Consider the following 22,188-nt stretch of genomic DNA (forward strand, 5'->3'; position numbering starts at 1 on the left):
CGTGCACCGACCTCGATCTGCCACGACCCCGACCAGAAAGCAGACCCCCTGATGCTCCGCATCGCCGTGCCCAACAAGGGCTCCCTGTCCGAGACCGCGTCCGACATGCTGCGCGAGGCCGGGTACGCCGGACGCCGCGACCCGAAGGCGCTGCACCTGCTCGACGAGCGCAACGGCGTCGAGTTCTTCTTCCTCCGCCCGCGGGACATCGCGACCTACGTCGGCTCCGGCGCACTCGACGTCGGCATCACCGGCCGTGACCTGCTGCTCGACTCCGGTTCCGAGGCGCACGAGGTCGACGCGCTCGGCTTCGCCGACTCCACCTTCCGGTTCGCCGGCACGCCGGGCCGGTACAGCACGCTGCAGGACCTCGACGGCGTCCGGGTCGCGACGAGCTACCCGGGCCTGGTCGGCGACTTCCTCGCTCGCCACGGGGTGACGGCGACGCTCGTCAAGCTCGACGGGGCCGTCGAGAGCGCCGTGCGTCTCGGTGTCGCCGACGCCGTGGCCGACGTGGTCTCCACGGGCAGCACGCTGCGGCAGGCCGGCCTCGAGATCTTCGGTCCGGTCATCCTCGAGTCGACCGCACTGCTGGTGTCGACCGACGAGACGATCCCGGGCATCGACGTGCTCCGCCGTCGACTGCAGGGCGTGCTCGTCGCGCGCGGCTACGTCATGCTCGACTACGACATCCCCACCGCGCTGCTCGAGCAGGCGACCGCCGTCGCGTCCGGCATCGAGTCGCCGACGGTGTCGCCGCTGCACGGCCGCGACTGGTCCGCCGTGCGCGTGATGATCCCGCGCGACGACGCGAACCTGATCATGGACGCCCTGTACGACCTCGGGGCCCGCGCCATCCTCGTCAGCCCGATCCACGCGGCCCGGCTGTGACCGCGGCAGCCACGGCGCCGGGCGGCGTGGCCGTCCGCGTCATCCCGTGCCTCGACGTCAAGGGCGGCCGGGTCGTCAAGGGCGTGAACTTCCTCGACCTGCAGGACGCCGGTGACCCGGTCGAGCTCGCCGCGCGCTACTACGAGCAGGGTGCCGACGAGCTGACGTTCCTCGACGTCGGTGCCACGGTCGAGAACCGCGCCACGATGTACGACACGGTCACCCGCACCGCCGAGCAGGTGTTCATCCCGCTCACGGTGGGCGGCGGCGTCCGTTCCGTCGACGACGTGTCCCGCCTGCAGCAGTGCGGCGCGGACAAGATCGGCGTGAACAGCGCCGCGATCGCCCGGCCCGACCTCGTCGGCGAGATCGCCGACCGGTTCGGCGCGCAGGCCGTCGTGCTGTCGCTCGACGTCAAGCGCTCCGACCGGACCGCGTCCGGCTTCGTGGTCACCACGCACGGTGGCCGCACCGAGACCGACATCGACGCGATCGCCTGGGCGCGCGACGCCGTCGAGCGGGGTGCGGGGGAGCTGCTCGTCAACTCCATCGACGCGGACGGCACGAAGAACGGGTTCGACCTCGAACTCGTCGCCGCGGTGCGGTCGGTCGCGCGGGTCCCGGTCATCGCCTCGGGAGGCGCGGGTCGGGTCGAGCACTTCGCCCCCGCCGTCGACGCGGGTGCGGATGCCCTCCTCGCCGCGTCCGTCTTCCACCGTGGCGAGATGACGGTGGGCGACGTCAAGGCCGCGCTGCGCGCGACCGGCCACGCCGTCCGCTGAACCGCCGCCGCCCGCTGATCCGCCGCCGTAGGCTAGGAGTCTCATGACCGACAGCACCAGCACCGACACCGACGCGGTCCTCGACCGCGCACGTTTCGGTGCGGACGGGCTGCTCCCCGCCATCGTGCAGGAGGAGTCGTCGAAGGACGTCCTCATGCTCGGGTACATGGACCGGGAAGCGCTCCGCCGCACCCTCACCGAGGGGCGCGTGACCTTCTGGTCGCGGTCGCGGAACGAGTACTGGCGGAAGGGCGACACGTCGGGGCACGCGCAGTACGTGCGCGACGCGGCGTTCGACTGCGACGCCGACACCCTGCTCGTGACCGTGCAGCAGGTCGGGGCCGCATGCCACACCGGAGCGCACCGCTGCTTCGACGTCGATCCGCTCGCGCCCGTGACGGCGTCGGCGCCGACGGCCGCGACCGCGTCCGGGCCGACGGACGCGACCGCGTCTGCCCCGGCCGACACGGCAGTGGAGGCGACCCGATGACGACCGCGACGATCTCCGAAGCGCCGCACACGACCTCCCGGCCGGAATTCGACGCCCTGCTGCGCGACCACCGCGTCGTCCCGGTGGTGCGCGCGCTCTACGCCGACAGCGAGACGCCGGTGGGTGTCTACCGGAAGCTCGCCGACGGCCGGCCCGGGTCGTTCCTGCTGGAGTCCGCGGGCCAGGGCGGCCTCTGGTCGCGCTGGTCGTTCGTCGGTGTGCGCAGCTTCGGCGTCCTCACGCAGGAGGGCGACCGCGCCGCCTGGATCGACACCGGCATCGACGCCGAACGTGCGGTCGGCTCGCTCGACGGCGAACCGCTCGAGGTCCTGGCACGCCTGCACGAGCGCTGGGCCACCCCGCGGGTGCCCGGCTCCCCGCCGCTCGTCGGCGGGACGGTCGGGTTCATCGGGTGGGAGGCCGTGCGTCAGCTCGAGCACCTGCCGAACGTGCCGCCTGCCGACTTCGACGTGCCCGGACAGGCGCTGTCCTTCGTGTCCGAGCTGGTCGCGCTCGACCACCGCACGGGACTCGTCCTGCTCGTCGCGAGCGTGCTGAACGACGGCACCGACGACGCCGACACGCTCTGGTCCGACGCCCAGCGCCGCCTGGACCGCCTGCAGGCCGACCTCGTCCAGCCGAGCGTCGCGACCGTCGCCGAGGCGTTCGAGATCGCCGAGCCGACGCCGACGCACCGTTCCACGCCGGACGAGTACATGGCCGCGGTGGAGCGCTCGAAGGAGTTCATCCGCGACGGCGACGTGTTCCAGGTCGTGATCTCGCAGCGCTTCGACCACGAGGTGACCGCCGACCCGCTCGACGTGTACCGGGTCCTCCGGACGTTGAACCCGAGTCCGTACATGTACTTCCTGGCCCTGGCGGACACCGCCGACGAGCGGTACTGGATCGTCGGCGCCTCGCCCGAGGCCCTGGTGAAGGTGCAGTCCGGCCGCGCCATCACGCACCCGATCGCCGGGTCGCGTCCACGTGGTGCGACGCCGGAAGAGGACGTCCGCTTCGGTGACGACCTGCTCGATGACCCGAAGGAACGCGCCGAGCACCTGATGCTCGTCGACCTGGCTCGCAACGACCTGCAGAAGGTCTGCGAGCCCGGTACCGTCGCGGTCACCGAGTTCATGACGGTCGAGCGGTTCAGCCACATCATGCACCTGGTGTCGAGCGTCGAGGGTGCGGTGCGCCCGGGGATGTCCGCCATCGACGTGTTCCGGGCGACGTTCCCGGCCGGCACCCTGTCCGGTGCGCCGAAGCCCCGCGCGCTGGAGATCATCGACGAGCTCGAACCGGCGAAGCGCGGTGCCTACGCCGGGGTCGTCGGCTACTTCGACTTCGCCGGTGACGCGGACATCGCGATCGCGATCCGGACGGCCCTGATCAAGGACGGCGTGGCACGCGTGCAGGCCGGTGCCGGCCTGGTGGCGGACTCCGACCCCGCCACCGAGCACGAGGAGACCATCAACAAGGCGGCGGCACCCCTGCGGGCCGTCGCCACGGCGAACCGGATGCGCGAGGTGCGCTCGTGAAGCGCTCGCGCCCGATCGTCGTCGTCGCCGGACTGCTCGTCGCCGGCATCATCATGCTCGCGTGGACGCAGACCTGGTTCACCGTGGACCTGCACGCCGGTGCCGCCGTCACCTCGACGGTCGACGCCGACGGGGCCGCGGTCGTGCCGCAGTACACCGCCCTGGCGATCGCGAGCCTGGCCCTGTTCCTCGCGATGACGATCGCCGGCCGGGTGCTGCGCATCGTGCTCGCGTGCGTCGAGATCCTGCTCGGACTCGGCGTCGTGGTCAGCGGCATCACCGCACTCGGTGACCCGGTCGCCGCGGCGAAGGGCGCCGTCGGCGCGGTGGCCGGGGTCAGCGACCTGACAGCCGTGCGCCGCGTCGTGTCCGGCGTCGACGTGTCGCTCTGGCCGGCCGTCGGCATCGCCGGTGGCGTCCTCGCCGTCCTGCTCGGTGTCGTCGTCATCGTCGTGCAGCGTGCGTGGCCCGGTCCGAGCCGGAAGTACGGGGCAGCGACCGCCGGAGCCGCCGCCGACGCGCGTGCCGCAGCCCCGGTCGTGCGCGACGCCGTCGTGGACTGGGACGACCTCAGTGCTGGGGTCGACCCGACCGACGGCACGGTAGGATCGGATGGGCGTCGGTCGACCGACGACGCCGGAGCAGAACGAGGAGCACCGTGAGCAACACTGAGCCCGCAGAACTCGGCGAAGGCCACTCGCCGGCCGCCTGGACCGCCGTCGTGATCATGCTGATCGGATTCGCGGCAGGCACGCTGTTCTTCTGGTTCGACCAGCCGTGGGGCGTCTGGGTCTCCGCTGCCGTCGTCGTCATCGGTCTGGTCATCGGCGCGGTCATGGCGAAGGCCGGCTACGGCGTGAACGGCCCGAAGTACGTCGCCAAGCACCACGCCGAGTAGGACTCGCATGCCGAACGTGCTCGAGACCCTCGTCGCGGGCGCGCTCGAGGACGCCGCCGCCCGTCGCGTCGACCGCCCGTACTCGGACGTCGAACGCGACCTCGACCGGGTGGCGTCGCCGCTCGACGCCCTCGCGTTCCTCGCCCCGGGCGACCGGGTGAAGATCCTCGCCGAGGTCAAGCGCGCCAGCCCGTCCCGTGGCTCGATGGCCCCCATCGAGGACCCGGCCGCCCTCGCTGCCGACTACGAGCGCGGTGGCGCGTCGACGATCAGCGTCCTGACCGAGGGGCGCAAGTTCCTCGGCAGCCTCGCCGACCTCGAAGCCGTCAAGGCCCGCGTGGGCATCCCCGTGCTGCGCAAGGACTTCATCGCCGACCCGTACCAGGTCGTCGAGGCCCGGGCCGCCGGAGCCGACGTCGTGCTGCTCATCGTCGCCGCGCTCGAGCAGCAGCAGCTGGTCGAGCTCCACACGCTGGCCGAAGAACTCGGCATGCGCGTGCTGGTCGAGGCGCACTCCGCCGACGAGGTCTCCCGTGGCCTCGACGCCGGTGCGCGGATCCTCGGCGTCAACGCCCGCGACCTCACCGACTTCTCGCTCGACCGCGACCTGTTCGGATCGCTCGCCGACCGCATCCCCGACGGGGTCGTGCGTGTCGCCGAGTCCGCCGTCGCCGGTCCCGCCGACGTCGCCCACTACCGCGCAGCGGGTGCCGACGTCGTCCTGGTCGGGGAAGCGCTCGTCACGGGTGCCGACCCCGCCGCCACCCTCGCGTCGTTCATCGAGGCCGCCGACCGCGGCTGAACGTTCCACCCGTCCGACCACCGGCACCGCCGGTCGCGTCGGACTCGTCCCGGGAAGACCCATCGTGACCTCACTCCGCGACCTGCACGGCCCGTACTTCGGTGACTTCGGCGGACGCTTCGTCCCTGAGTCGCTCGTCCTCGCGCTCGACGAGCTCGAGGCCGCCTTCCGCACGGCCTGGGCGGACCCGGCCTTCCGTGCCGAGCTCGACGAGCTCCAGCGCGACTACACCGGCCGTCCGTCGATCATCACCGAGGTGCCGCGGTTCGCGAAGCACGCCGGTGGTGCCCGCGTGATCCTGAAGCGCGAGGACCTGAACCACACCGGGTCCCACAAGATCAACAACGTGCTCGGCCAGGCGCTCGTGGCCCGTCGGCTCGGCAAGACCCGCCTCATCGCGGAGACCGGTGCCGGCCAGCACGGTGTGGCCACGGCGACCGCTGCGGCGCTGTTCGGCATGGACTGCGTCGTGTACATGGGTGCCGTCGACACCGAGCGGCAGGCGCTCAACGTCGCCCGGATGCGCCTGCTCGGCGCCGAGGTGATCCCGGTCGAGACCGGGTCGCGCACGCTGAAGGACGCCATCAACGAGGCACTCCGCGACTGGGTGGCGAACGTGGACTCGACCCACTACCTGCTCGGCACGGTCGCCGGCCCGCACCCGTTCCCCGAGATGGTGCGCGAGTTCCACAAGGTGATCGGTGAAGAGGCCCGGCAGCAGGTCCTCGACCGCGTCGGGCGTCTCCCCGACGCCGTCGCCGCGTGCGTCGGTGGCGGCTCGAACGCGATGGGGATCTTCGAGGCGTTCCTCGACGACGAGTCCGTCGCGCTGCACGGCTTCGAGGCCGGTGGCGACGGCGTGGAGACCGGTCGGCACGCCGCGAGCATCACGCTCGGTCGCGAAGGCGTCCTGCAGGGCGCGAAGTCCTACCTGATGCAGGACGAGGACGGCCAGACCATCGAGAGCCACAGCATCTCCGCCGGGCTCGACTACCCGAGCGTCGGGCCGGAGCACGCGTACCTGGCGTCGATCGGTCGCGCGCAGTACGCGCCGATCACCGACACCGAGGCGATGGAGGCGTTCCGGCTGCTCAGCCAGACCGAGGGCATCATCCCGGCGATCGAGTCGTCGCACGCGCTCGCGGGTGCGATGAAGCTCGGCAAGGAGCTCGGCCCCGAGGCCGTCGTGCTCGTGAACCTGTCCGGCCGTGGCGACAAGGACGTGGCGTCCGCCAGTCGCTACTTCGGCATCCTCGACGAGAACGCGGTGCAGCTGTGACCACGAACCAGACCGTCGCCACGACGATCGACACCGCCAACGCCGAGCGTGCCGGGGCCGTCGTCGGCTACCTGCCCGCCGGGTACCCGGACGTGCAGACCAGCGTCGACGCTGCCGTCGCCCTCGCCGAGAACGGCGTGGACGTCATCGAGCTCGGCCTGCCGTACTCCGACCCCGTCATGGACGGCCCGGTCATCCAGCGTGCGGCCGAGGAGAGCCTGGCGAACGGCTTCCGGGTCGCGCAGGTCTTCGACGCCGTGCACCAGATCACCGAGCGCGCCGACGTGCCGGTGCTCGTGATGACGTACTGGAACCCGGTCCTCCGCTACGGCGTGGACCGCTTCGCCGACGACCTCGTCGCCGCCGGTGCCGCCGGGCTCATCACGCCCGACCTGATCCCGGACGAAGCCGCCGAGTGGATGGCCTCGTCGGAGCGGACCGGCCTGGACCGCGTGTTCCTCGCGGCACCGTCCTCGTCCGACGCCCGGATGCAGCAGGCGGTGCAGGTGAGCCGCGGGTTCGTCTACGCCGTCTCGACGATGGGCGTCACCGGAGCACGGGCAGGCGTCGACGTCGCTGCACGCACCGTGGTGTCGCGGCTCCGTGACGCCGGCGTCGCGCGCACCTGCGTGGGCCTCGGCATCTCGACGGCCGAGCAGGTCGCCGAGGTCCTGGAGTACGCCGACGGCGCGATCGTCGGCTCGGCGTTCGTCCGCGCACTGGCCGACCTCGGGGTGCAGGGGGTCGCCGACCGCGCGGCCGACCTCACCACCGGCGCCCGCCGCTCCTAGTCCAGTTCCTGGCGGGCCCACGACCCGCGCTACAGTGAGCGGGGCCGACGACACGTCGACACCGCGCCCCGTCAGTTCCGAAAGGCGACCGTTCCTCCATGCCCCTCCTGAGCATCCCGAGCCCGAGCACCGCCTGGCAGTACTTCGACCTGACCGCCTGGCTGCGCGACGTGTTCGGTTGGTCGCTGCCGCTCGACTTCCGCATCCACGCGTACGCGATCTGCATCCTCCTCGGGATCGTCGCCGCGGTCCTGCTCGCGAACCGCCGCCTCAACGCCCGCGGCGTCGAGCGCTGGATCATCATCGACATCGCGATCTGGGCGGTCCCCGCCGGCATCATCGGCGGTCGGCTCTTCCACGTGTTCACGCACGTGTCCGACTACTTCGGCCCCGGCATCGACCCGCTGTCCTTCCTGTACATCTGGGAGGGCGGGCTCGCGATCTTCGGCGCCCTGATCCTCGGGTCCGTCGGCGCCTGGATCGGCTGTCGCCAGGTCGGCCTGCGCTTCACGTCGTTCATCGATGCGGTGGTGCCCGGGGTGCTGCTCGCACAGGCGTTCGGTCGGCTCGGCAACTACTTCAACCACGAGCTCTTCGGCATGCCGACCAGCCTGCCGTGGGGCCTGCAGATCGAGTCGACGAACGCCGCGTTCCCGAAGGGCCTGCCCGAGGGCACGCTGTTCCACCCGACGTTCCTCTACGAGATCATCTGGAACGTCCTGGGCGTCGTCGTCATCCTGCTGCTCGACCGCAAGTTCACGCTCCAGTGGGGCAAGGTCCTCGCCCTGTACCTGATCTGGTACGGCGTCGGCCGGTCCTTCCTCGAGTCGATCCGCGTCGACACGAGCGAGACCTTCGCGGGCATCCGCACGAACGTCTGGATGTCGTTCGCGGCCATCCTGCTCGGGATCGTCATCTTCATCGTGCAGACCCGTCGACACACCGGCAAGGAGCCGAGCCCGTACCTGCCCGGTCGCGAGCCGCGTCCGAAGTCCGATGTAGACTCCGACGACACCTTCTCGGAGCACGAGGACGACGACGAACGCCTCGTCGCCCAGGGCTCCGGAGCGGTCACGACTCCCACTGACCGCGCTTAGGAGCACTCCTCCCCGCCACAAGCGGGGCACGGGCACCAGTCCCGCCCGTCTGGGCGGAACGCACCACCGGGCCACCGCTGTCCCTGTTCCACTTCCTCGTGAGGACGGTTCCCCCATGGCGCTCCAGCCACTCCAGCCCTCGGCACCGAAGTCCCTCGTGCCGCCGCACCGGCGGTTCTCGGCGGTCCCCGACGCCACCGGCATGTACGACCCGGCGAACGAGAAGGACGCCTGCGGTCTCGCGATGGTCGCGACGCTGCGCGGGACGCCCGGCCACGACATCGTCGACGCTGCACTCGGCGCCCTCCGCAACCTCGAGCACCGCGGTGCCGTCGGTTCGGACGCCGGCACGGGCGACGGCGCGGGCATCCTGTGCCAGGTGCCGGACGAGTTCCTGCGCACCGTGGTGCCGTTCGACCTGCCGGCGGCGGGGGAGTACGCGGTCGGCACGGCCTACCTGCCGACCGACGAGGGCGACCGGCACGCCGTCAAGGGCGCCGTCGAACGACTGGCGCGCGAAGAGGGCCTGAAGGTCCTCGGCTGGCGCGAGGTCCCGGTGCGCCCCGAGGTGCTCGGCACCCTGGCTCGTGCGGCCATGCCGGCGTTCGAGCAGCTGTTCGTCGCCTCGGTGCGCCACGACGTGCACGGCGCCTCGTGGAGCGGGATCGCCCTCGACCGCCAGACCTACCGGCTGCGCAAGCGCGCCGAGCACGCGAACGACCTGTACTTCATGTCGCTGTCGAGCCGCACCATGGTCTACAAGGGCATGGTCACGACGCTGCAGCTCGAGCCGTTCTACCCGGACCTCAGCGACGAGCGCTTCGCGTCGAAGCTCGCGATCGTGCACTCGCGCTACTCGACCAACACGTTCCCGTCGTGGCCGCTCGCCCAGCCCTTCCGGACGATCGCGCACAACGGTGAGATCAACACGGTGCGCGGCAACCGCAACTGGATGCGCGCACGCCAGTCGCAGCTCGAGAGCGAACTGCTCGGCGACGTGGCACCGCTGCTGCCGATCGTCAGCCCCGGTGCGAGCGACTCGGCGTCGTTCGACGAGGTGCTCGAGCTCCTCACCCTGACCGGCCGGACGCTGCCGCACGCGGTGTCGATGATGGTGCCGGAGGCCTGGGAGAACCAGATCGGGATGGACCCGGAGCTGCGGGCGTTCTACGAGTACCACTCGATGCTCATGGAGCCGTGGGACGGGCCCGCCGCCATCACCTTCACCGACGGTTCGCTCGTCGGCGCGACCCTCGACCGCAACGGGCTGCGTCCCGGGCGCTTCCTCGTCACCGACGACGGGCTCATCGTCATGGGGTCCGAGACCGGTGTCATCGACGTGCCCGCCGCGAAGGTCGTCCGCAAGGGCCGTCTGCGCCCCGGCCGGATGTTCCTGGTGGACACCGAGGCCGGCCGCATCATCGAGGACGACGAGGTCAAGCAGGGCCTGGCGGCCTCCGGCCCGTGGGGTGCGTGGCTCGACGAGGGCCGCATCAACCTGAACGACCTGCCCGACCGCGAGCACATCGTGCACACCCCGGCATCGGTCACCCGCCGCCAGCGTGCGTTCGGCTACACCGAGGAAGAAGTCCGTATCCTGCTCCGCCCGATGGCGCAGGTGGGCGCGGAGCCACTCGGAGCGATGGGGTCCGACACCCCGATCGCGGTGCTCTCGCAGCGCCCCCGGCTGCTGTTCGACTACTTCACACAGCAGTTCGCCCAGGTGACGAACCCGCCGCTCGACTCGATCCGCGAGCAGGTCATCACCTCGATGGGCATGGGCCTCGGTCCGGAGCGCAACCTGCTGTCGGCCGGTCCCGAGCACGCGAAGCAGATCACGCTCGACTTCCCGGTGATCGACAACGACCAGCTCGCCAAGGTGCAGCACTTCGAGACGGAGTCGGGTCGGCACCTGACCGTCACGATCAAGGGCCTGTACCGCGTCGACGCCGGCAAGAAGGCGATGCAGAAGCGCATCGCCGCCGTGTGCGACGAGGTCGACGCCGCCATCGAGTCGGGCAAGCAGTTCATCGTGTTGTCGGACCGCGACGGCAACGCCGAGCAGGCGCCCGTGCCGAGTCTGTTGCTGCTCGCTGCCGTGCACCACCACCTGATCCGCACCGAGCAGCGCATGAAGGTCGGCCTGATCGTCGAGGCCGGCGACGTGCGCGAGGTCCACCACGTGGCGTCCCTCATCGGGTACGGCGCGTCGGCGATCAACCCGTACCTCGCGATGGAGACCTGCGAGAACCTGGTCCGTGCTGGCATGATCACCGGGATCACCCCGGAACAGGCCGTCAAGAACGTGATCAAGGCGCTCGGCAAGGGCGTCCTGAAGATCATGTCGAAGATGGGCATCTCGACGGTGTCGAGCTACGCCGGCGCCCAGGCGTTCGAAGCCGTGGGGCTCAGCCAGGAGTTCGTCGACAAGTACTTCACCGGCACGTCGTCGATCCTCGGCGGGGTCGACATCGACGTCATCGCGAAGGAGAACGCCGAGCGGCACGCCCAGGCGTACCCGCAGGACGGCGCGGTCCTGTCGCACGAGCGGCTGCAGACCGGCGGCGAGTACCAGTGGCGTCGCGAAGGCCCCCCGCACCTGTTCAACCCGGACACCGTCTTCCGGCTGCAGCACGCCACCCGTGCCCGCCGCTACGACATCTTCCGTGAGTACTCGAGCGCCGTGGACGACCAGTCCGAGGAGCTCATGACGCTGCGCGGGCTGTTCCGCTTCAAGCACGGGGCGCGTAAGCCCGTCGCGCTCGACGAGGTCGAGTCGATCGAGTCGATCGTCAAGCGCTTCAACACCGGCGCGATGTCGTACGGCTCCATCTCGAAGGAAGCCCACGAGACGCTCGCGATCGCGATGAACCGCCTCGGTGGCCGCTCGAACACGGGCGAGGGCGGCGAGGACGTCGACCGACTGCTCGACCCCGAGCGCCGCAGCGCGATCAAGCAGGTCGCCTCCGGGCGGTTCGGCGTGACGAGCATGTACCTCACCCACGCCACCGACATCCAGCTGAAGATGGCGCAGGGTGCGAAGCCCGGCGAGGGCGGCCAGCTGCCCCCGCAGAAGGTGTACCCGTGGGTCGCACGCACCCGGCACGCCACCGCCGGCGTCGGCCTCATCTCGCCGCCGCCGCACCACGACATCTACTCGATCGAGGACCTCAAGCAGCTGATCTTCGACGTGAAGCGCGCCAACCCGGCCGCCCGCGTCCACGTGAAGCTCGTGAGCCAGTCCGGCATCGGCGCGGTCGCGGCCGGCGTGACGAAGGCCCTGGCCGACGTCGTGCTCGTGTCCGGACACGACGGTGGCACGGGCGCGTCCCCGCTCAACTCGCTCAAGCACGCCGGCACCCCGTGGGAGATCGGCCTCGCCGAGACGCAGCAGACGCTCATGCTGAACGGCATGCGCGACCGCGTCGTCGTGCAGGTCGACGGTCAGATGAAGACCGGGCGCGACGTCGTCGTGGCAGCCCTGCTCGGCGCCGAGGAGTACGGCTTCGCCACCGCTCCGCTCGTCGTCGAGGGCTGCATCCTGATGCGCGTGTGCCACCTCGACACGTGTCCGGTGGGGGTCGCGACGCAGAACCCCGAGCTCCGCAAGCGCTTCTCCGGCAAGCCCGAGTTCGTCGTGAACTTCTTCGAGTTCATCGCGCAGGAAGTGCGCGAGCTCCTCGCCGAGCTCGGCTTCCGCACCCTCGACGAGGCGATCGGCCGGTCCGACGCCCTCGACGTCGACCGTGCCCTCGAGCACTGGAAGGCGTCAGGACTCGACCTCGAACCGGTCCTCGCAGGACCGCACTTCGAGGACGCCGAGCCGCGTCGCCACCAGCGTGAGCAGGACCACGAGCTCGAGCAGCACTTCGACGTGGGGCTGATCCAGCAGACCGCCGACGTGCTCGACCACGGCGGCTCGATCGCGCTCGACCTGCCCATCCGCAACACCGAACGCGCGGTCGGCACGATGCTCGGCCACGAGGTCACCAAGCGGCACGGCGAGCACGGGCTGCCCAGCGGCTCGATCGACGTCACGCTGCGCGGTTCCGCCGGGCAGTCGCTCGGCGCGTTCATGCCCGCCGGCATCACCCTGCGCCTCATCGGCGACAGCAACGACTACGTCGGCAAGGGCCTGTCCGGTGGCGAGATCATCGTGCGGCCGGACGCCGGCTCGGGCTTCGACCCGGCGGAGAACGTCATCGCCGGCAACGTGATCGGCTACGGCGCGACCCAGGGCAGCATGTTCATCCGCGGCATCGTGGGCGAGCGCTTCCTGGTGCGCAACTCGGGGGCGACCGCAGTGGTCGAGGGCGTGGGCGACCACGCGCTCGAGTACATGACTGGCGGGCTCGCGCTCATCCTGGGCGAGACCGGTCGGAACCTCGGCGCCGGCATGTCCGGTGGCACCGCGTACGTCCGTGGTCTGCGCGAGGAGCACGTCAACACCGATGCCCTCGCGACCGGTGAACTCCGACTCGAGGCGCTCGACAGCGCCGACGTCGAGATCGTCACCGACCTGCTCACCCGGCACGCCGAGGAGACCGGTTCGACGCTCGCGTCCGACCTGCTCGAGTCCGGCGACCTGAGCGACTTCGTCAAGGTGCTGCCGCGTGACTACGCGGCGGTGCTCGAGACCCGTCAGCGCGCCGTCGACGAGGGGCTCGACCCCGACGGCGACGTCGTGTGGAATCGAATCATGGAGGTGACCGGTGGCTGAGCGTCACGCACGTGTGGAACCGGCAGCGCCCAACACGACCACGGAGGTGACTGGTGGGTGAGCGTCACGCACGTGTGGAACCGGCAGCGCCCAACACGACCACGGAGGTGACCGGTGGGTGACCCCAAGGGATTCCTCAAGGTCCAGGAACGCGAACTGCCGGCACGGCGCCCCGTGCCCGTCCGGCTCATGGACTGGAAAGAGGTCTACGAGCAGCAGGAGTCGGGTGCCCTCAAGCGCCAGGCCGGCCGCTGCATGGACTGCGGCGTGCCGTTCTGCCACCAGGGATGCCCCCTCGGCAACCTGATCCCGGAGTGGAACGACCTGACCTGGCGCGGTGAGGGCCGTCAGGCGATCGAGCGGCTGCACGCGACGAACAACTTCCCGGAGTTCACAGGCCGGCTGTGCCCCGCTCCGTGCGAGTCCTCGTGTGTGCTCGGCATCAACCAGCCGCCCGTGACGATCAAGCAGGTCGAGGTCTCGATCATCGACGAGGCGTTCCAGAACGGCTGGGTCACCCCGCACCCGCCGGAGCGCCTGACGGGCAAGACCGTCGCCGTCGTCGGCTCCGGCCCCGCCGGGCTGGCCGCCGCGCAGCAGCTCACGCGCGCCGGGCACACCGTCGCCGTCTACGAGCGCGACGACCGCATCGGTGGGCTGCTCCGCTACGGGATCCCGGACTTCAAGATGGAGAAGCGCCAGATCGACGCGCGCCTGTCCCAGATGCAGGCCGAGGGCACCCGCTTCCGTGCGGGCGTCGAGATCGGCCGCGACATCACCTGGGACGACCTGAAGTCGCGCTACGACGCGGTCGTCGTCGCCACCGGCGCCACGGTGCCGCGCGACCTGCCGATCCCGGGGCGCGACCTCGAGGGCGTGCACTTCGCGATGGACTACCTGGTCCAGCAGAACAAGGCGAACGCCGGCACCCGGGTCGACAACCAGCTGACCGCCGAGGGCAAGCACGTCGTCGTGATCGGCGGCGGTGACACCGGTGCGGACTGCATCGGCACCGCGCACCGGCAGGGCGCCCTGAGCGTGACGAACCTGGCGATCGGCAAGCAGCCGCCGCTGGAGCGTCCGTCCGAGCAGCCGTGGCCGATGTTCCCGACCGTCTTCGAGGTCACGAGCGCCCACGAAGAGGGCGGCGAGCGGCACTTCCTCGCCTCGACCGTCGAGTTCCTGGCGAACGAGGCCGGCGAGGTCCGGGCGCTCCGGGTCGCCGAGACCGAGTACCTCGACGGTCGTCGCGTGCCGAAGGCCGGCTCCGAGCGTGAGATCCCCGCAGACCTCGTCCTCGTCGCGATGGGCTTCACCGGTCCGGAATCCGACACGATCGAGCCGCAGCTCGGTCTGCCGACGACGGTGTCCGGTGCGCTCGACCGCCGTGCCGACTACACGACGAACGAGGCGGGCGTGTTCGTCGCCGGTGACGCCGGCCGCGGGCAGTCCCTGATCGTCTGGGCGATCGCCGAGGGCCGTGCCGCGGCGGCGAAGGTCGACGAGTACCTCGAGGGCTCGACGATCCTGCCGGCGCCGGTGAAGGCGACCGACCGAGCGATGTCCGTCTGAGATGACCGATCGCCGCATGACCAACCACCACCAGATGCTCACCCCCCGGTGAGCGAGGGGCCACCAGCACTCGATAAGGTGCTGGTGGCCTCGCTTCGTTCCGCGCGGCCCCACAGCGCGGAAACCAGAGCATCATCCACCACCACGAAGGAATCCATTGAGACGCGCAAAGATCGTTTCGACGCTCGGACCGGCAACGTCGGACTACGAGACCGTCAAGGAGATCATCGAAGCGGGCGTCGACGTCGCCCGACTCAACCTCAGCCACGGTGACTACAGCGTCCACGAGGCCAACTACGTGAACGTCCGTCGCGCTGCCGAGGAGCTCGGCAAGCCGGTCGCGATCCTCGTCGACCTGCAGGGTCCGAAGATCCGTCTGGCAAAGTTCGCCGACGGCCCGCACGACCTGGCGGTCGGCGACGTGTTCACGATCACGACCGAGGACGTCCCCGGCTCCAAGGAGATCTGCGGCACGACGTTCAAGGGCCTGCCCCAGGACGTCAAGCCCGGCGACCCGCTGCTCATCGACGACGGTCGGGTCCGCCTGCGCGTGCTCGACACCGACGGCGTCCGTGTCCGCACCGAGGTCGTCGTCGGCGGCACGGTGTCGAACAACAAGGGCATCAACCTGCCCGGCGTCGCAGTGAACGTCCCGGCGCTGAGCGAGAAGGACGAGGCCGACCTCCGCTGGGGCATCCGCCAGGGCGCCGACCTCATCGCGCTCTCGTTCGTCCGCAACGCCTCGGACGTCGTCCGCGCGCACGAGATCATGGACGAAGAGGGCAAGCGCCTCCCCGTCATCGCGAAGATCGAGAAGCCGCAGGCCGTCGACGCGCTCGAGGAGATCATCGACGCCTTCGACAGCATCATGGTCGCCCGCGGTGACCTCGGCGTCGAGCTCCCGCTCGAGGCCGTCCCGATCGTGCAGAAGCGCGCCGTCGAGCTCGCGCGCCGCATGGCGAAGCCGGTCATCGTCGCGACCCAGATGCTCGAGTCGATGATCTCGTCGCCGATCCCGACCCGCGCCGAGACCTCCGACGTCGCGAACGCCGTCCTCGACGGTGCGGACGCAGTCATGCTCTCGGGCGAGACCAGCGTCGGCGAGTACCCGGTGCAGACCGTCCGCACGATGGCCCGCATCGTCGAGTCGACCGAGGACCACGGCCTCGAGCGCATCGCGCCCCTCGGCACGAAGCCGCGCACCCTCGGCGGCGCGATCACCCTCGCCGCGGTCGAGATCGCGGAGTTCACCGAGGCCTCGTACCTCTGCGTGTTCACCGAGTCCGGCGACTCGGCGCGCCGCATGTCGCGTCTGCGCCACGGCCTGCCGATCATCGCCTTCACCCCGAACGAGGCCACGCGTCGCCGCATGGCGCTCACCTGGGGTGTCCGGTCCTTCCTGGTCGAGCGCAAGACCCACACCGACGAGCTCTTCTCGCAGGTGGACGACGTCCTGCTCGAGAACGGCCTGGCCGCCCCCGGCGACCGCGTCATCGTGACGGCCGGTTCGCCTCCCGGGATCGAGGGCTCGACGAACGACCTGCGCGTGCACCGGGTGGGCGACGCCCACGCCGAGGCCGCTCCGGCCTACGTGCGGGACTGATCCGCAGGATCCCGACGCCGGCAGGGCGCGGACAGGAGGCACGGCGCACGAACACGCGTCGCTTCCGGTCCGCGCCCTGCCGCGTCTCCACGGCCCTGGTGGTGACCACCGGTGGGCCGCAGGCGGCAGGATGGCTGCTGTGAGCCTCCAGACCGAACACCCGGCGCCGCGCGCCGACGTCCGCCGCTGGCGCCGCTACCTGGCCGACGAACGCGCCGAGGGCGCGGTCTACCGCAACCTGGCCGCGCGGCGGTCCGGCGAGGAACGCGAGATCCTCGCCGCGCTGGCCGAGGCCGAGGGACGGCACGAGCAGCACTGGCTCGACCTGCTCGGTGACGACGTCGGACGTCCGCAGCGGGGCAGTCTGCGCACCCGGGTCCTCGCGACGCTGGCGAAGCGGTTCGGGTCGGTGTTCGTCCTCGCGTTGATGCAGCGCGCCGAGGACCGCTCGCCGTACGCCGACGACGACGACGCGACCGCGAGCATGGCCGCCGACGAGCGCATCCACGGCGAGGTGGTGCGCGGGCTCGCGAACCGCGGTCGGATGCGGTTGTCGGGCACGTTCCGCGCGGCGGTCTTCGGCGCCAACGACGGACTCGTGTCGAACCTGGCTCTCATCATCGGCATCAGCGCGTCGGGCGCCGACCGGCACTTCGTGCTGCTGAGCGGCATCGCGGGCCTGCTGGCCGGCGCCCTGTCGATGGGTGCGGGGGAGTACGTGTCGGTCCGGTCGCAGCGCGAGCTGCTCGAGGCGTCCGCACCGCACCCCGAGGCCGGCCGCGCCGTGGCGGACCTCGACGTCGACGCGAACGAGCTGGCCCTGGTGTACCGCGCCCGCGGGATGGCCGAGGCCGAGGCGACCGAGCACGCGGCGCAGGTGCTGTCCGGCATCGGTGAGCGACACCCGTCGACCGGTCCGGTCACCGTCACCGACGACCACGAGGCGGTGGGCAACGGTCTGAGCGCCGCGGTGTCGAGCTTCCTGTTCTTCGCGTCGGGCGCGATCATCCCGGTGCTGCCGTTCCTGTTCGGCATGCAGGGGTGGGCGGCCATCGCGGTCGCCGGCACACTCGTCGGTCTCGCCCTGCTCGGCACCGGTGCGATCGTCGGCGTGCTGAGTGGAGCGTCGCCGGGCAAGCGGGCGTTCCGGCAGCTGGCGATCGGGATCGGCGCCGCCGTCGTGACCTACGCGCTCGGGCTGCTGTTCGGCACCGGTTCCGCCTGACGCCTACCGGCGGACGGCGGCTCGCGGCGGGAGCAGCAGCAGGGCTGCGGCACCGACGACGATGAGGGCGATGCCGGCGAAGACCATGAACACGGTGAGCGCGAGGCCGGGTGCGACGAGCACGACGACGCCGCCGAGGATCGACAGCACGCCGCTCACCAGCGTCGGCACCCGGGACGACCCGGGGTGGCCGACGAATCCGCCCACGATCGACACGATGCCCTCGATCACGAAGCCGACCCCGGCGAGCACGGCGTAGACGACCAGGGGGATCGCGGGGTCGAGCAGCGCGACGAGTCCGGCGACCGCGACGAGCGCACCGACGATCCCGGAGGTCCACCGCCACACCGTCGGCGTCCCGTGCCCGCGCGCCGCAGCCACGACCCGCAGGGCGCCGGCGACGACGAGGTACACGCCGAACAGCAGCGCCACGAGGACGAGCGACGGCCGGGGCCACACGATGGCGACGATCCCCAGGGCGATCGCGACGACCGCCGTGACGACGACGAACACCCGGAACGTGCGGACGGCACGAGAATCCACGGACACTCCTCCTGATCGGACCCGCTGGAGTCCCGAACGCTACCCGGCCGACGGCGAGCCCGTGCGGTCCTCGGTCGAGCGGGCGTGAGCCCGTGCAACCGGATGCAACCCCCGCGGTCGTACGGTGCGAGCAGCACGCGAACCGTGCGTGCCCCGACAGCGTCGTCGAAAGGCCACCACCATGACCATCGCACCATCGCCCACCAGCTACGCCGCACCCGGCGAACCGGGCTCCCTCGTGCAGTACCGATCGCGGTACGACCACTTCATCGGCGGCGAGTACGTCCCGTCGGCGAGCGGGCAGTACTTCGAGAACCCCACCCCCGTCACCGGCAAGGTCTTCACCGAGGTCGCGCGCGGTGACTCCACCGACGTCGACCGTGCGGTGGCGGCGGGCTGGAAGGCGTTCCCGACCTGGGGGCGGACGAGCGCCGCCGAGCGCGCGGTCATCCTCAACAAGATCGCCGACCGGATGGAGGAGCACCTCGAGATGCTCGCCGTCGCCGAGACGTGGGAGAACGGCAAGCCGATCCGCGAGACCCTCGGCGCCGACATCCCGCTCGCGATCGACCACTTCCGGTACTTCGCCGGAGCGATCCGCGCGCAGGAGGGCTCGGCCGGCGAGATCGACCACGACACCGTGGCGTACCACTTCCACGAACCGCTGGGCGTCGTCGGACAGATCATCCCGTGGAACTTCCCGATCCTGATGGCCGTGTGGAAGCTCGCGCCGGCCCTGGCCGCGGGCAACTGCGTCGTGCTGAAGCCCGCCGAGCAGACCCCGGCGTCGATCCACGTGCTCGTCGAGCTCATCCGCGACCTCCTGCCCGCCGGCGTGCTCAACGTCGTCAACGGCTTCGGCATCGAGGTCGGCGCACCACTCGCCCAGCACCCGGACATCCGGAAGATCGCGTTCACCGGCGAGACCACCACCGGTCGGCTGATCATGCAGTACGCCTCGCAGAGCCTCATCCCGGTGACGCTCGAGCTCGGCGGCAAGAGCCCGAACGTGTTCTTCCCCGACGTCGCCGCCGAGAAGGACTCGTTCTACGACAAGGCGCTCGAGGGCTTCACCTTCTTCAACCTCAACCAGGGCGAGGTCTGCACGTGTCCGTCCCGGGCGCTCGTGGCGCAGGAGATCTACGACGGGTTCGTCGCCGATGGCCTCGACCGGGTGCGCGCCGTCAAGCAGGGCCACCCGCTCGACCTGTCCACGATGATCGGCGCCCAGGCGTCGAACGACCAGCTCGAGAAGATCCTGAGCTACATCGACATCGGCAAGCAGGAGGGCGCGAAGCTGCTCACGGGTGGCGAGCGCGCGGACCTCGGCGGGGAGCTCTCCGGCGGGTACTACGTCACGCCGACGGTGTTCGAGGGCGTGAACTCGATGCGGATCTTCCAGGAGGAGATCTTCGGTCCGGTCCTCGCGCTGACGTCCTTCAGCGGCTACGACGACGCGATCGCCACGGCCAACGACACGCTCTACGGACTCGGTGCCGGGGTGTGGAGTCGCGAGGCCACCACGCTGTACCGCGCCGGCCGTGACATCCAGGCCGGACGCGTGTGGTCGAACACGTACCACCAGTACCCGGCGGGAGCGGCGTTCGGTGGGTACAAGCAGTCCGGCATCGGGCGCGAGAACCACAAGATGATGCTCGACCACTACCAGCAGACGAAGAACCTGCTCGTGTCCTACGCCGACGGTCCGATGGGCTTCTTCTGATGCCCGACACCGCACGCGTGGCGGTCACGCCGGCGGCGGGGGAGCTCCTGCGCACCCTCGCCGCCCGGCACGGCCCGCTGATGTTCCACCAGTCGGGCGGCTGCTGCGACGGCTCGAGCCCGATGTGCTACCCCGTCGGCATGTTCCGGACCGGCTCCGGCGACGTCCTGCTCGGGGCACTCGAGGTCGACGGCATCGACCCCGTCGAGGTGTACATGTCGGTGTCGCAGTTCGAGTACTGGAAGTACACGCACTTGACGATCGACGTCGTCGACGGGCGGGGCGGCGGCTTCTCGGTCGAGAGCCCCGAGGGCAAGCGGTTCCTGACCCGGTCGCGGATGTTCGACGACGCCGAGCTGGCGGATCTCGGCCTGGTCCCGGTCGCGCACCGGACGTAGGCTGGCCGTACTCGTCGCGACGGTGCGGCGGGTGGGGTCGATCGGAGGACGCATGCGCGCACCCGACCGGCTCCGCCCGCTCGTCGCCGCGTCCTGGCGACGGTCTGCAGCGGTCGACCCGGACGGCGTGCCATCGCTCGCGCTCGGTGACGACGAACTCGACGCCGCCCGCCGGGACGGCCCCCTCGCCATCCTGCTGCCCGTGGTCCGGCACCTGCTGCTCGACGACACCCGGTCCGCCGGCTGCGTCCTCGCCGTCGGCGACGCCTCCGGTCGACTCGTGTGGGTCGACGGCGCGCGGACGGCCCGACGTGCTGCCGAGGACATGGGCTTCGTCCCCGGCGCCGACTGGGCCGAGGACCGCGTCGGCACGAGCGCGCCCGGTACCGCTCTGCGGCTCGACCGGCCGGTGCAGATCCGCTCCGACGAGCACTACGCCAACGCCGTCAAGCCGTGGTCCTGCAGCGCCGTGCCCGTGCACGACGCTCACGGTGCCACCGTCGGCGTGCTCGACCTGACGGGCGATGACCGGGCCGTCGAACGGCACACCCTCTCGCTCCTCGCGGCCACGGTCGCCGCCGCCGAGGCGCAGCTCGCCCTGGCCGCGAGCCGGTTCCCGGCGTCCGCCGCGTCGACGCCGCGCGCGCCCGGCGCAGAGCTGTCGGTCCTCGGCACCGACACCGCCGTCCTGCGCGTCCACGACCGCCGGGTCCGCCTGTCCGCGCGGCACTCCGAGCTCCTGGTCGTCCTCGCCGCCCACCCCGACGGGTTGGCGGCCGCCGACCTCGCGCACGCCGTGTACGGCGACGCCGGCGCCGTCGTGACGCTGCGCGCCGAGGTGGTGCGGCTCCGACGGGTCCTCGCGGAGCACGCGTCGGGCGTGACCGTGACGTCGCGACCGTACCGGGTGACCGGGATGGCGACCGACGTCGACACCGTGCTGTCCGCGCTCGACCGCGGGGCGCGCCTCCAGGCCGTCGACCGGTACACCGGACCGGTCCTGCCGGGGTCGGCTGCGCCGGGGGTGGACGCCGTGCGCGACCTGGTGCGTGGTCGGTTCCGTGAGTCGGTCGTCGCGGACGGCAGCGTCGAGGCGCTGCTCGCGTGGGCGCGGACGCCGGACGGGGCGGCGGACGCGCGCGTGCTCCGCGCGCTGCTCGCGGTCCTGCCGCGGCGGTCGCCGCGACGAGCCGGTCTCGTGGCGGCGATCGAGGCGCTCGAGGGTCCCTGAGTCGGTCGGGACGACCCGGCCTGGAGGCGCGCCCCGCGCGGTCGAGACCGCCGACGGCGCGCGCCTCCCGGCCTGGTGATCAGGAACCGGTGGTCGGCGCCGGGGTCGTGGTCGCGTCGGGAGCCGACGGGGTGGGTGCCGTGGGCTTCGCACCGTCCTTCGGCGGGGTGGGTGCGGTGGGCTTCGTGCCGTCCTTCGGCGGGGTGGGTGCCTTCCCCTCGTCGCCCTTCGGCGGCGCGGGCATCTTCGCGGGGCCGCCGGCCTTCGGCAGCGCCGCGCAACCGGGCGCCGTCGCGGGGCCGCCCTCGGGCGGAGCGGGCAGCGTCGCGGCGTCGCCGTCGGCCGGAGCCGGAGCCGGTGTGGTCGCGCTGGTCGGAACACCGCTCGGTGCGCCCGTCGGGGTGCTCGGCGCCGGGGTGGTCGTCGCGGCGTTCGCCGTGGCGATGCCGAACCCGCCGAGCACCAGGACCGCGGCCGCGGCCGTGCCGATGCCGATCCGTCGCAGGAGGGCACCGCGTCGCGGGGTGGCAGTGGTGGTCGAGTCGTCTCGTTCGTCGCGCATGGGGGATCCGTTCCGTGTCCGGGCGGATCCGGGTGATCCG

At 71.3% G+C, this 22,188-nt stretch carries 19 protein-coding genes; 17 read left to right on the forward strand and 2 right to left on the reverse strand.

The features are described 5' to 3' along the window. Nucleotides 1-51 precede the first annotated feature (51 nt). The 14 genes from hisG to EDF42_RS05820 all read left to right on the forward strand — a co-directional run bounded on the left by hisG (nt 52) and on the right by EDF42_RS05820 (nt 17,691). Nucleotides 52-891: an ATP phosphoribosyltransferase gene (hisG, locus tag EDF42_RS05755; RefSeq protein ID WP_111083926.1), complete on the forward strand. Its 840-nt coding sequence runs from the start codon at nt 52-54 to the stop codon at nt 889-891. Then, entirely contained in the window at nt 888-1,673 is a 786-nt protein-coding gene (gene hisF / locus EDF42_RS05760; protein ID WP_243650048.1) for an imidazole glycerol phosphate synthase subunit HisF, read from the forward strand. The genes hisG and hisF overlap by 4 nt, the downstream gene beginning before the upstream one ends. A gap of 43 nt (nt 1,674-1,716) precedes the next feature. Beyond that, on the forward strand, nt 1,717-2,163 hold the full coding sequence (gene hisI / locus EDF42_RS05765; protein WP_123339702.1) for a phosphoribosyl-AMP cyclohydrolase: 447 nt from the start codon (nt 1,717-1,719) through the stop codon (nt 2,161-2,163). Beyond that, the gene (locus EDF42_RS05770) at nt 2,160-3,704 is read left to right on the forward strand and encodes an anthranilate synthase component I (RefSeq protein WP_123671715.1); all 1,545 of its coding nucleotides are present in this window, start codon (nt 2,160-2,162) and stop codon (nt 3,702-3,704) included. The genes hisI and EDF42_RS05770 overlap by 4 nt, the downstream gene beginning before the upstream one ends. Beyond that, entirely contained in the window at nt 3,701-4,366 is a 666-nt protein-coding gene (locus EDF42_RS05775) for a Trp biosynthesis-associated membrane protein (protein WP_123339700.1), read from the forward strand. The genes EDF42_RS05770 and EDF42_RS05775 overlap by 4 nt, the downstream gene beginning before the upstream one ends. Next, on the forward strand, nt 4,363-4,602 hold the full coding sequence (locus EDF42_RS18860; RefSeq protein ID WP_159571188.1) for an HGxxPAAW family protein: 240 nt from the start codon (nt 4,363-4,365) through the stop codon (nt 4,600-4,602). The genes EDF42_RS05775 and EDF42_RS18860 overlap by 4 nt, the downstream gene beginning before the upstream one ends. A 16-nt stretch (nt 4,603-4,618) precedes the next feature. Continuing rightward, a complete protein-coding gene (gene trpC / locus EDF42_RS05785; RefSeq protein ID WP_123339898.1) occupies nt 4,619-5,404 on the forward strand; it encodes an indole-3-glycerol phosphate synthase TrpC in 786 nt (261 codons plus the stop codon). A 64-nt stretch (nt 5,405-5,468) separates the two neighbouring features. Beyond that, entirely contained in the window at nt 5,469-6,683 is a 1,215-nt protein-coding gene (gene trpB / locus EDF42_RS05790) for a tryptophan synthase subunit beta (protein ID WP_123339699.1), read from the forward strand. Beyond that, nucleotides 6,680-7,474: a tryptophan synthase subunit alpha gene (gene trpA, locus EDF42_RS05795; RefSeq protein WP_123671716.1), complete on the forward strand. Its 795-nt coding sequence runs from the start codon at nt 6,680-6,682 to the stop codon at nt 7,472-7,474. Before trpB ends, trpA begins: the two co-directional genes overlap by 4 nt. 98 nt (nt 7,475-7,572) lie before the next feature. Beyond that, entirely contained in the window at nt 7,573-8,571 is a 999-nt protein-coding gene (gene lgt / locus EDF42_RS05800; protein ID WP_123294331.1) for a prolipoprotein diacylglyceryl transferase, read from the forward strand. A 202-nt stretch (nt 8,572-8,773) separates the two neighbouring features. After that, entirely contained in the window at nt 8,774-13,291 is a 4,518-nt protein-coding gene (gene gltB / locus EDF42_RS05805; protein WP_123671868.1) for a glutamate synthase large subunit, read from the forward strand. A 114-nt stretch (nt 13,292-13,405) separates the two neighbouring features. Next, nucleotides 13,406-14,863, forward strand: coding sequence for a glutamate synthase subunit beta (locus EDF42_RS05810; protein WP_123671717.1), 1,458 nt, complete (start codon nt 13,406-13,408; stop codon nt 14,861-14,863). Nucleotides 14,864-15,020: 157 nt separating this feature from the next. Further along, nucleotides 15,021-16,466, forward strand: coding sequence for a pyruvate kinase (pyk, locus tag EDF42_RS05815; RefSeq protein ID WP_123294333.1), 1,446 nt, complete (start codon nt 15,021-15,023; stop codon nt 16,464-16,466). Between the two features lie 130 nt (nt 16,467-16,596). Then, on the forward strand, nt 16,597-17,691 hold the full coding sequence (locus tag EDF42_RS05820; protein ID WP_123671718.1) for a VIT1/CCC1 transporter family protein: 1,095 nt from the start codon (nt 16,597-16,599) through the stop codon (nt 17,689-17,691). Nucleotides 17,692-17,694: 3 nt separating this feature from the next. Here the strand turns inward: EDF42_RS05820 and EDF42_RS05825 are convergent, their stop codons facing one another. Further along, the gene (locus EDF42_RS05825; RefSeq protein ID WP_165901426.1) at nt 17,695-18,234 is read right to left on the reverse strand and encodes an HdeD family acid-resistance protein; all 540 of its coding nucleotides are present in this window, start codon (nt 18,232-18,234) and stop codon (nt 17,695-17,697) included. Between the two features lie 181 nt (nt 18,235-18,415). Here EDF42_RS05825 and EDF42_RS05830 point away from each other — a divergent pair, with 181 nt between their 5' ends. Genes EDF42_RS05830 through EDF42_RS05840 form a run of 3 tightly spaced genes read left to right on the forward strand, consistent with a single transcriptional unit; the run spans nt 18,416 to nt 21,586 of the window. Then, the gene (locus tag EDF42_RS05830) at nt 18,416-19,957 is read left to right on the forward strand and encodes an aldehyde dehydrogenase family protein (RefSeq protein ID WP_123671719.1); all 1,542 of its coding nucleotides are present in this window, start codon (nt 18,416-18,418) and stop codon (nt 19,955-19,957) included. Continuing rightward, nucleotides 19,957-20,355: a DUF779 domain-containing protein gene (locus tag EDF42_RS05835; protein ID WP_111083940.1), complete on the forward strand. Its 399-nt coding sequence runs from the start codon at nt 19,957-19,959 to the stop codon at nt 20,353-20,355. Before EDF42_RS05830 ends, EDF42_RS05835 begins: the two co-directional genes overlap by 1 nt. 52 nt (nt 20,356-20,407) lie before the next feature. Continuing rightward, complete coding sequence (locus tag EDF42_RS05840; RefSeq protein ID WP_123671720.1) at nt 20,408-21,586, forward strand: GAF domain-containing protein; 1,179 nt, start codon at nt 20,408-20,410, stop codon at nt 21,584-21,586. A gap of 79 nt (nt 21,587-21,665) precedes the next feature. Here EDF42_RS05840 and EDF42_RS05845 read toward each other — a convergent pair whose 3' ends face one another. Beyond that, nucleotides 21,666-22,148 (reverse strand): hypothetical protein, encoded by a 483-nt coding sequence (locus tag EDF42_RS05845; RefSeq protein ID WP_123671721.1) that lies wholly within the window; start codon nt 22,146-22,148, stop codon nt 21,666-21,668. Between the last annotated feature and the right edge of the window lie 40 nt (nt 22,149-22,188).

This window comes from Curtobacterium sp. PhB172, from assembly GCF_003752545.1.
GTDB lineage: Bacteria > Actinomycetota > Actinomycetes > Actinomycetales > Microbacteriaceae > Curtobacterium.

Excerpts from the sequence above, each read along its gene's own strand:
- hisG (WP_111083926.1), top strand. The coding sequence starts at position 52 with ATGCTCCGCATCGCCGTGCCCAACAAGGGCTCCCTGTCCGAGACCGCG.
- hisI (WP_123339702.1), top strand. The coding sequence starts at position 1,717 with ATGACCGACAGCACCAGCACCGACACCGACGCGGTCCTCGACCGCGCA.
- EDF42_RS05770 (WP_123671715.1), top strand. The coding sequence starts at position 2,160 with ATGACGACCGCGACGATCTCCGAAGCGCCGCACACGACCTCCCGGCCG.
- lgt (WP_123294331.1), top strand. The coding sequence starts at position 7,573 with ATGCCCCTCCTGAGCATCCCGAGCCCGAGCACCGCCTGGCAGTACTTC.
- gltB (WP_123671868.1), top strand. The coding sequence starts at position 8,774 with ATGTACGACCCGGCGAACGAGAAGGACGCCTGCGGTCTCGCGATGGTC.
- EDF42_RS05820 (WP_123671718.1), top strand. The coding sequence starts at position 16,597 with ATGGCTGCTGTGAGCCTCCAGACCGAACACCCGGCGCCGCGCGCCGAC.
- EDF42_RS05830 (WP_123671719.1), top strand. The coding sequence starts at position 18,416 with ATGACCATCGCACCATCGCCCACCAGCTACGCCGCACCCGGCGAACCG.
- EDF42_RS05835 (WP_111083940.1), top strand. The coding sequence starts at position 19,957 with ATGCCCGACACCGCACGCGTGGCGGTCACGCCGGCGGCGGGGGAGCTC.
- EDF42_RS05840 (WP_123671720.1), top strand. The coding sequence starts at position 20,408 with ATGCGCGCACCCGACCGGCTCCGCCCGCTCGTCGCCGCGTCCTGGCGA.
- EDF42_RS05845 (WP_123671721.1), bottom strand. The coding sequence starts at position 22,148 with ATGCGCGACGAACGAGACGACTCGACCACCACTGCCACCCCGCGACGC.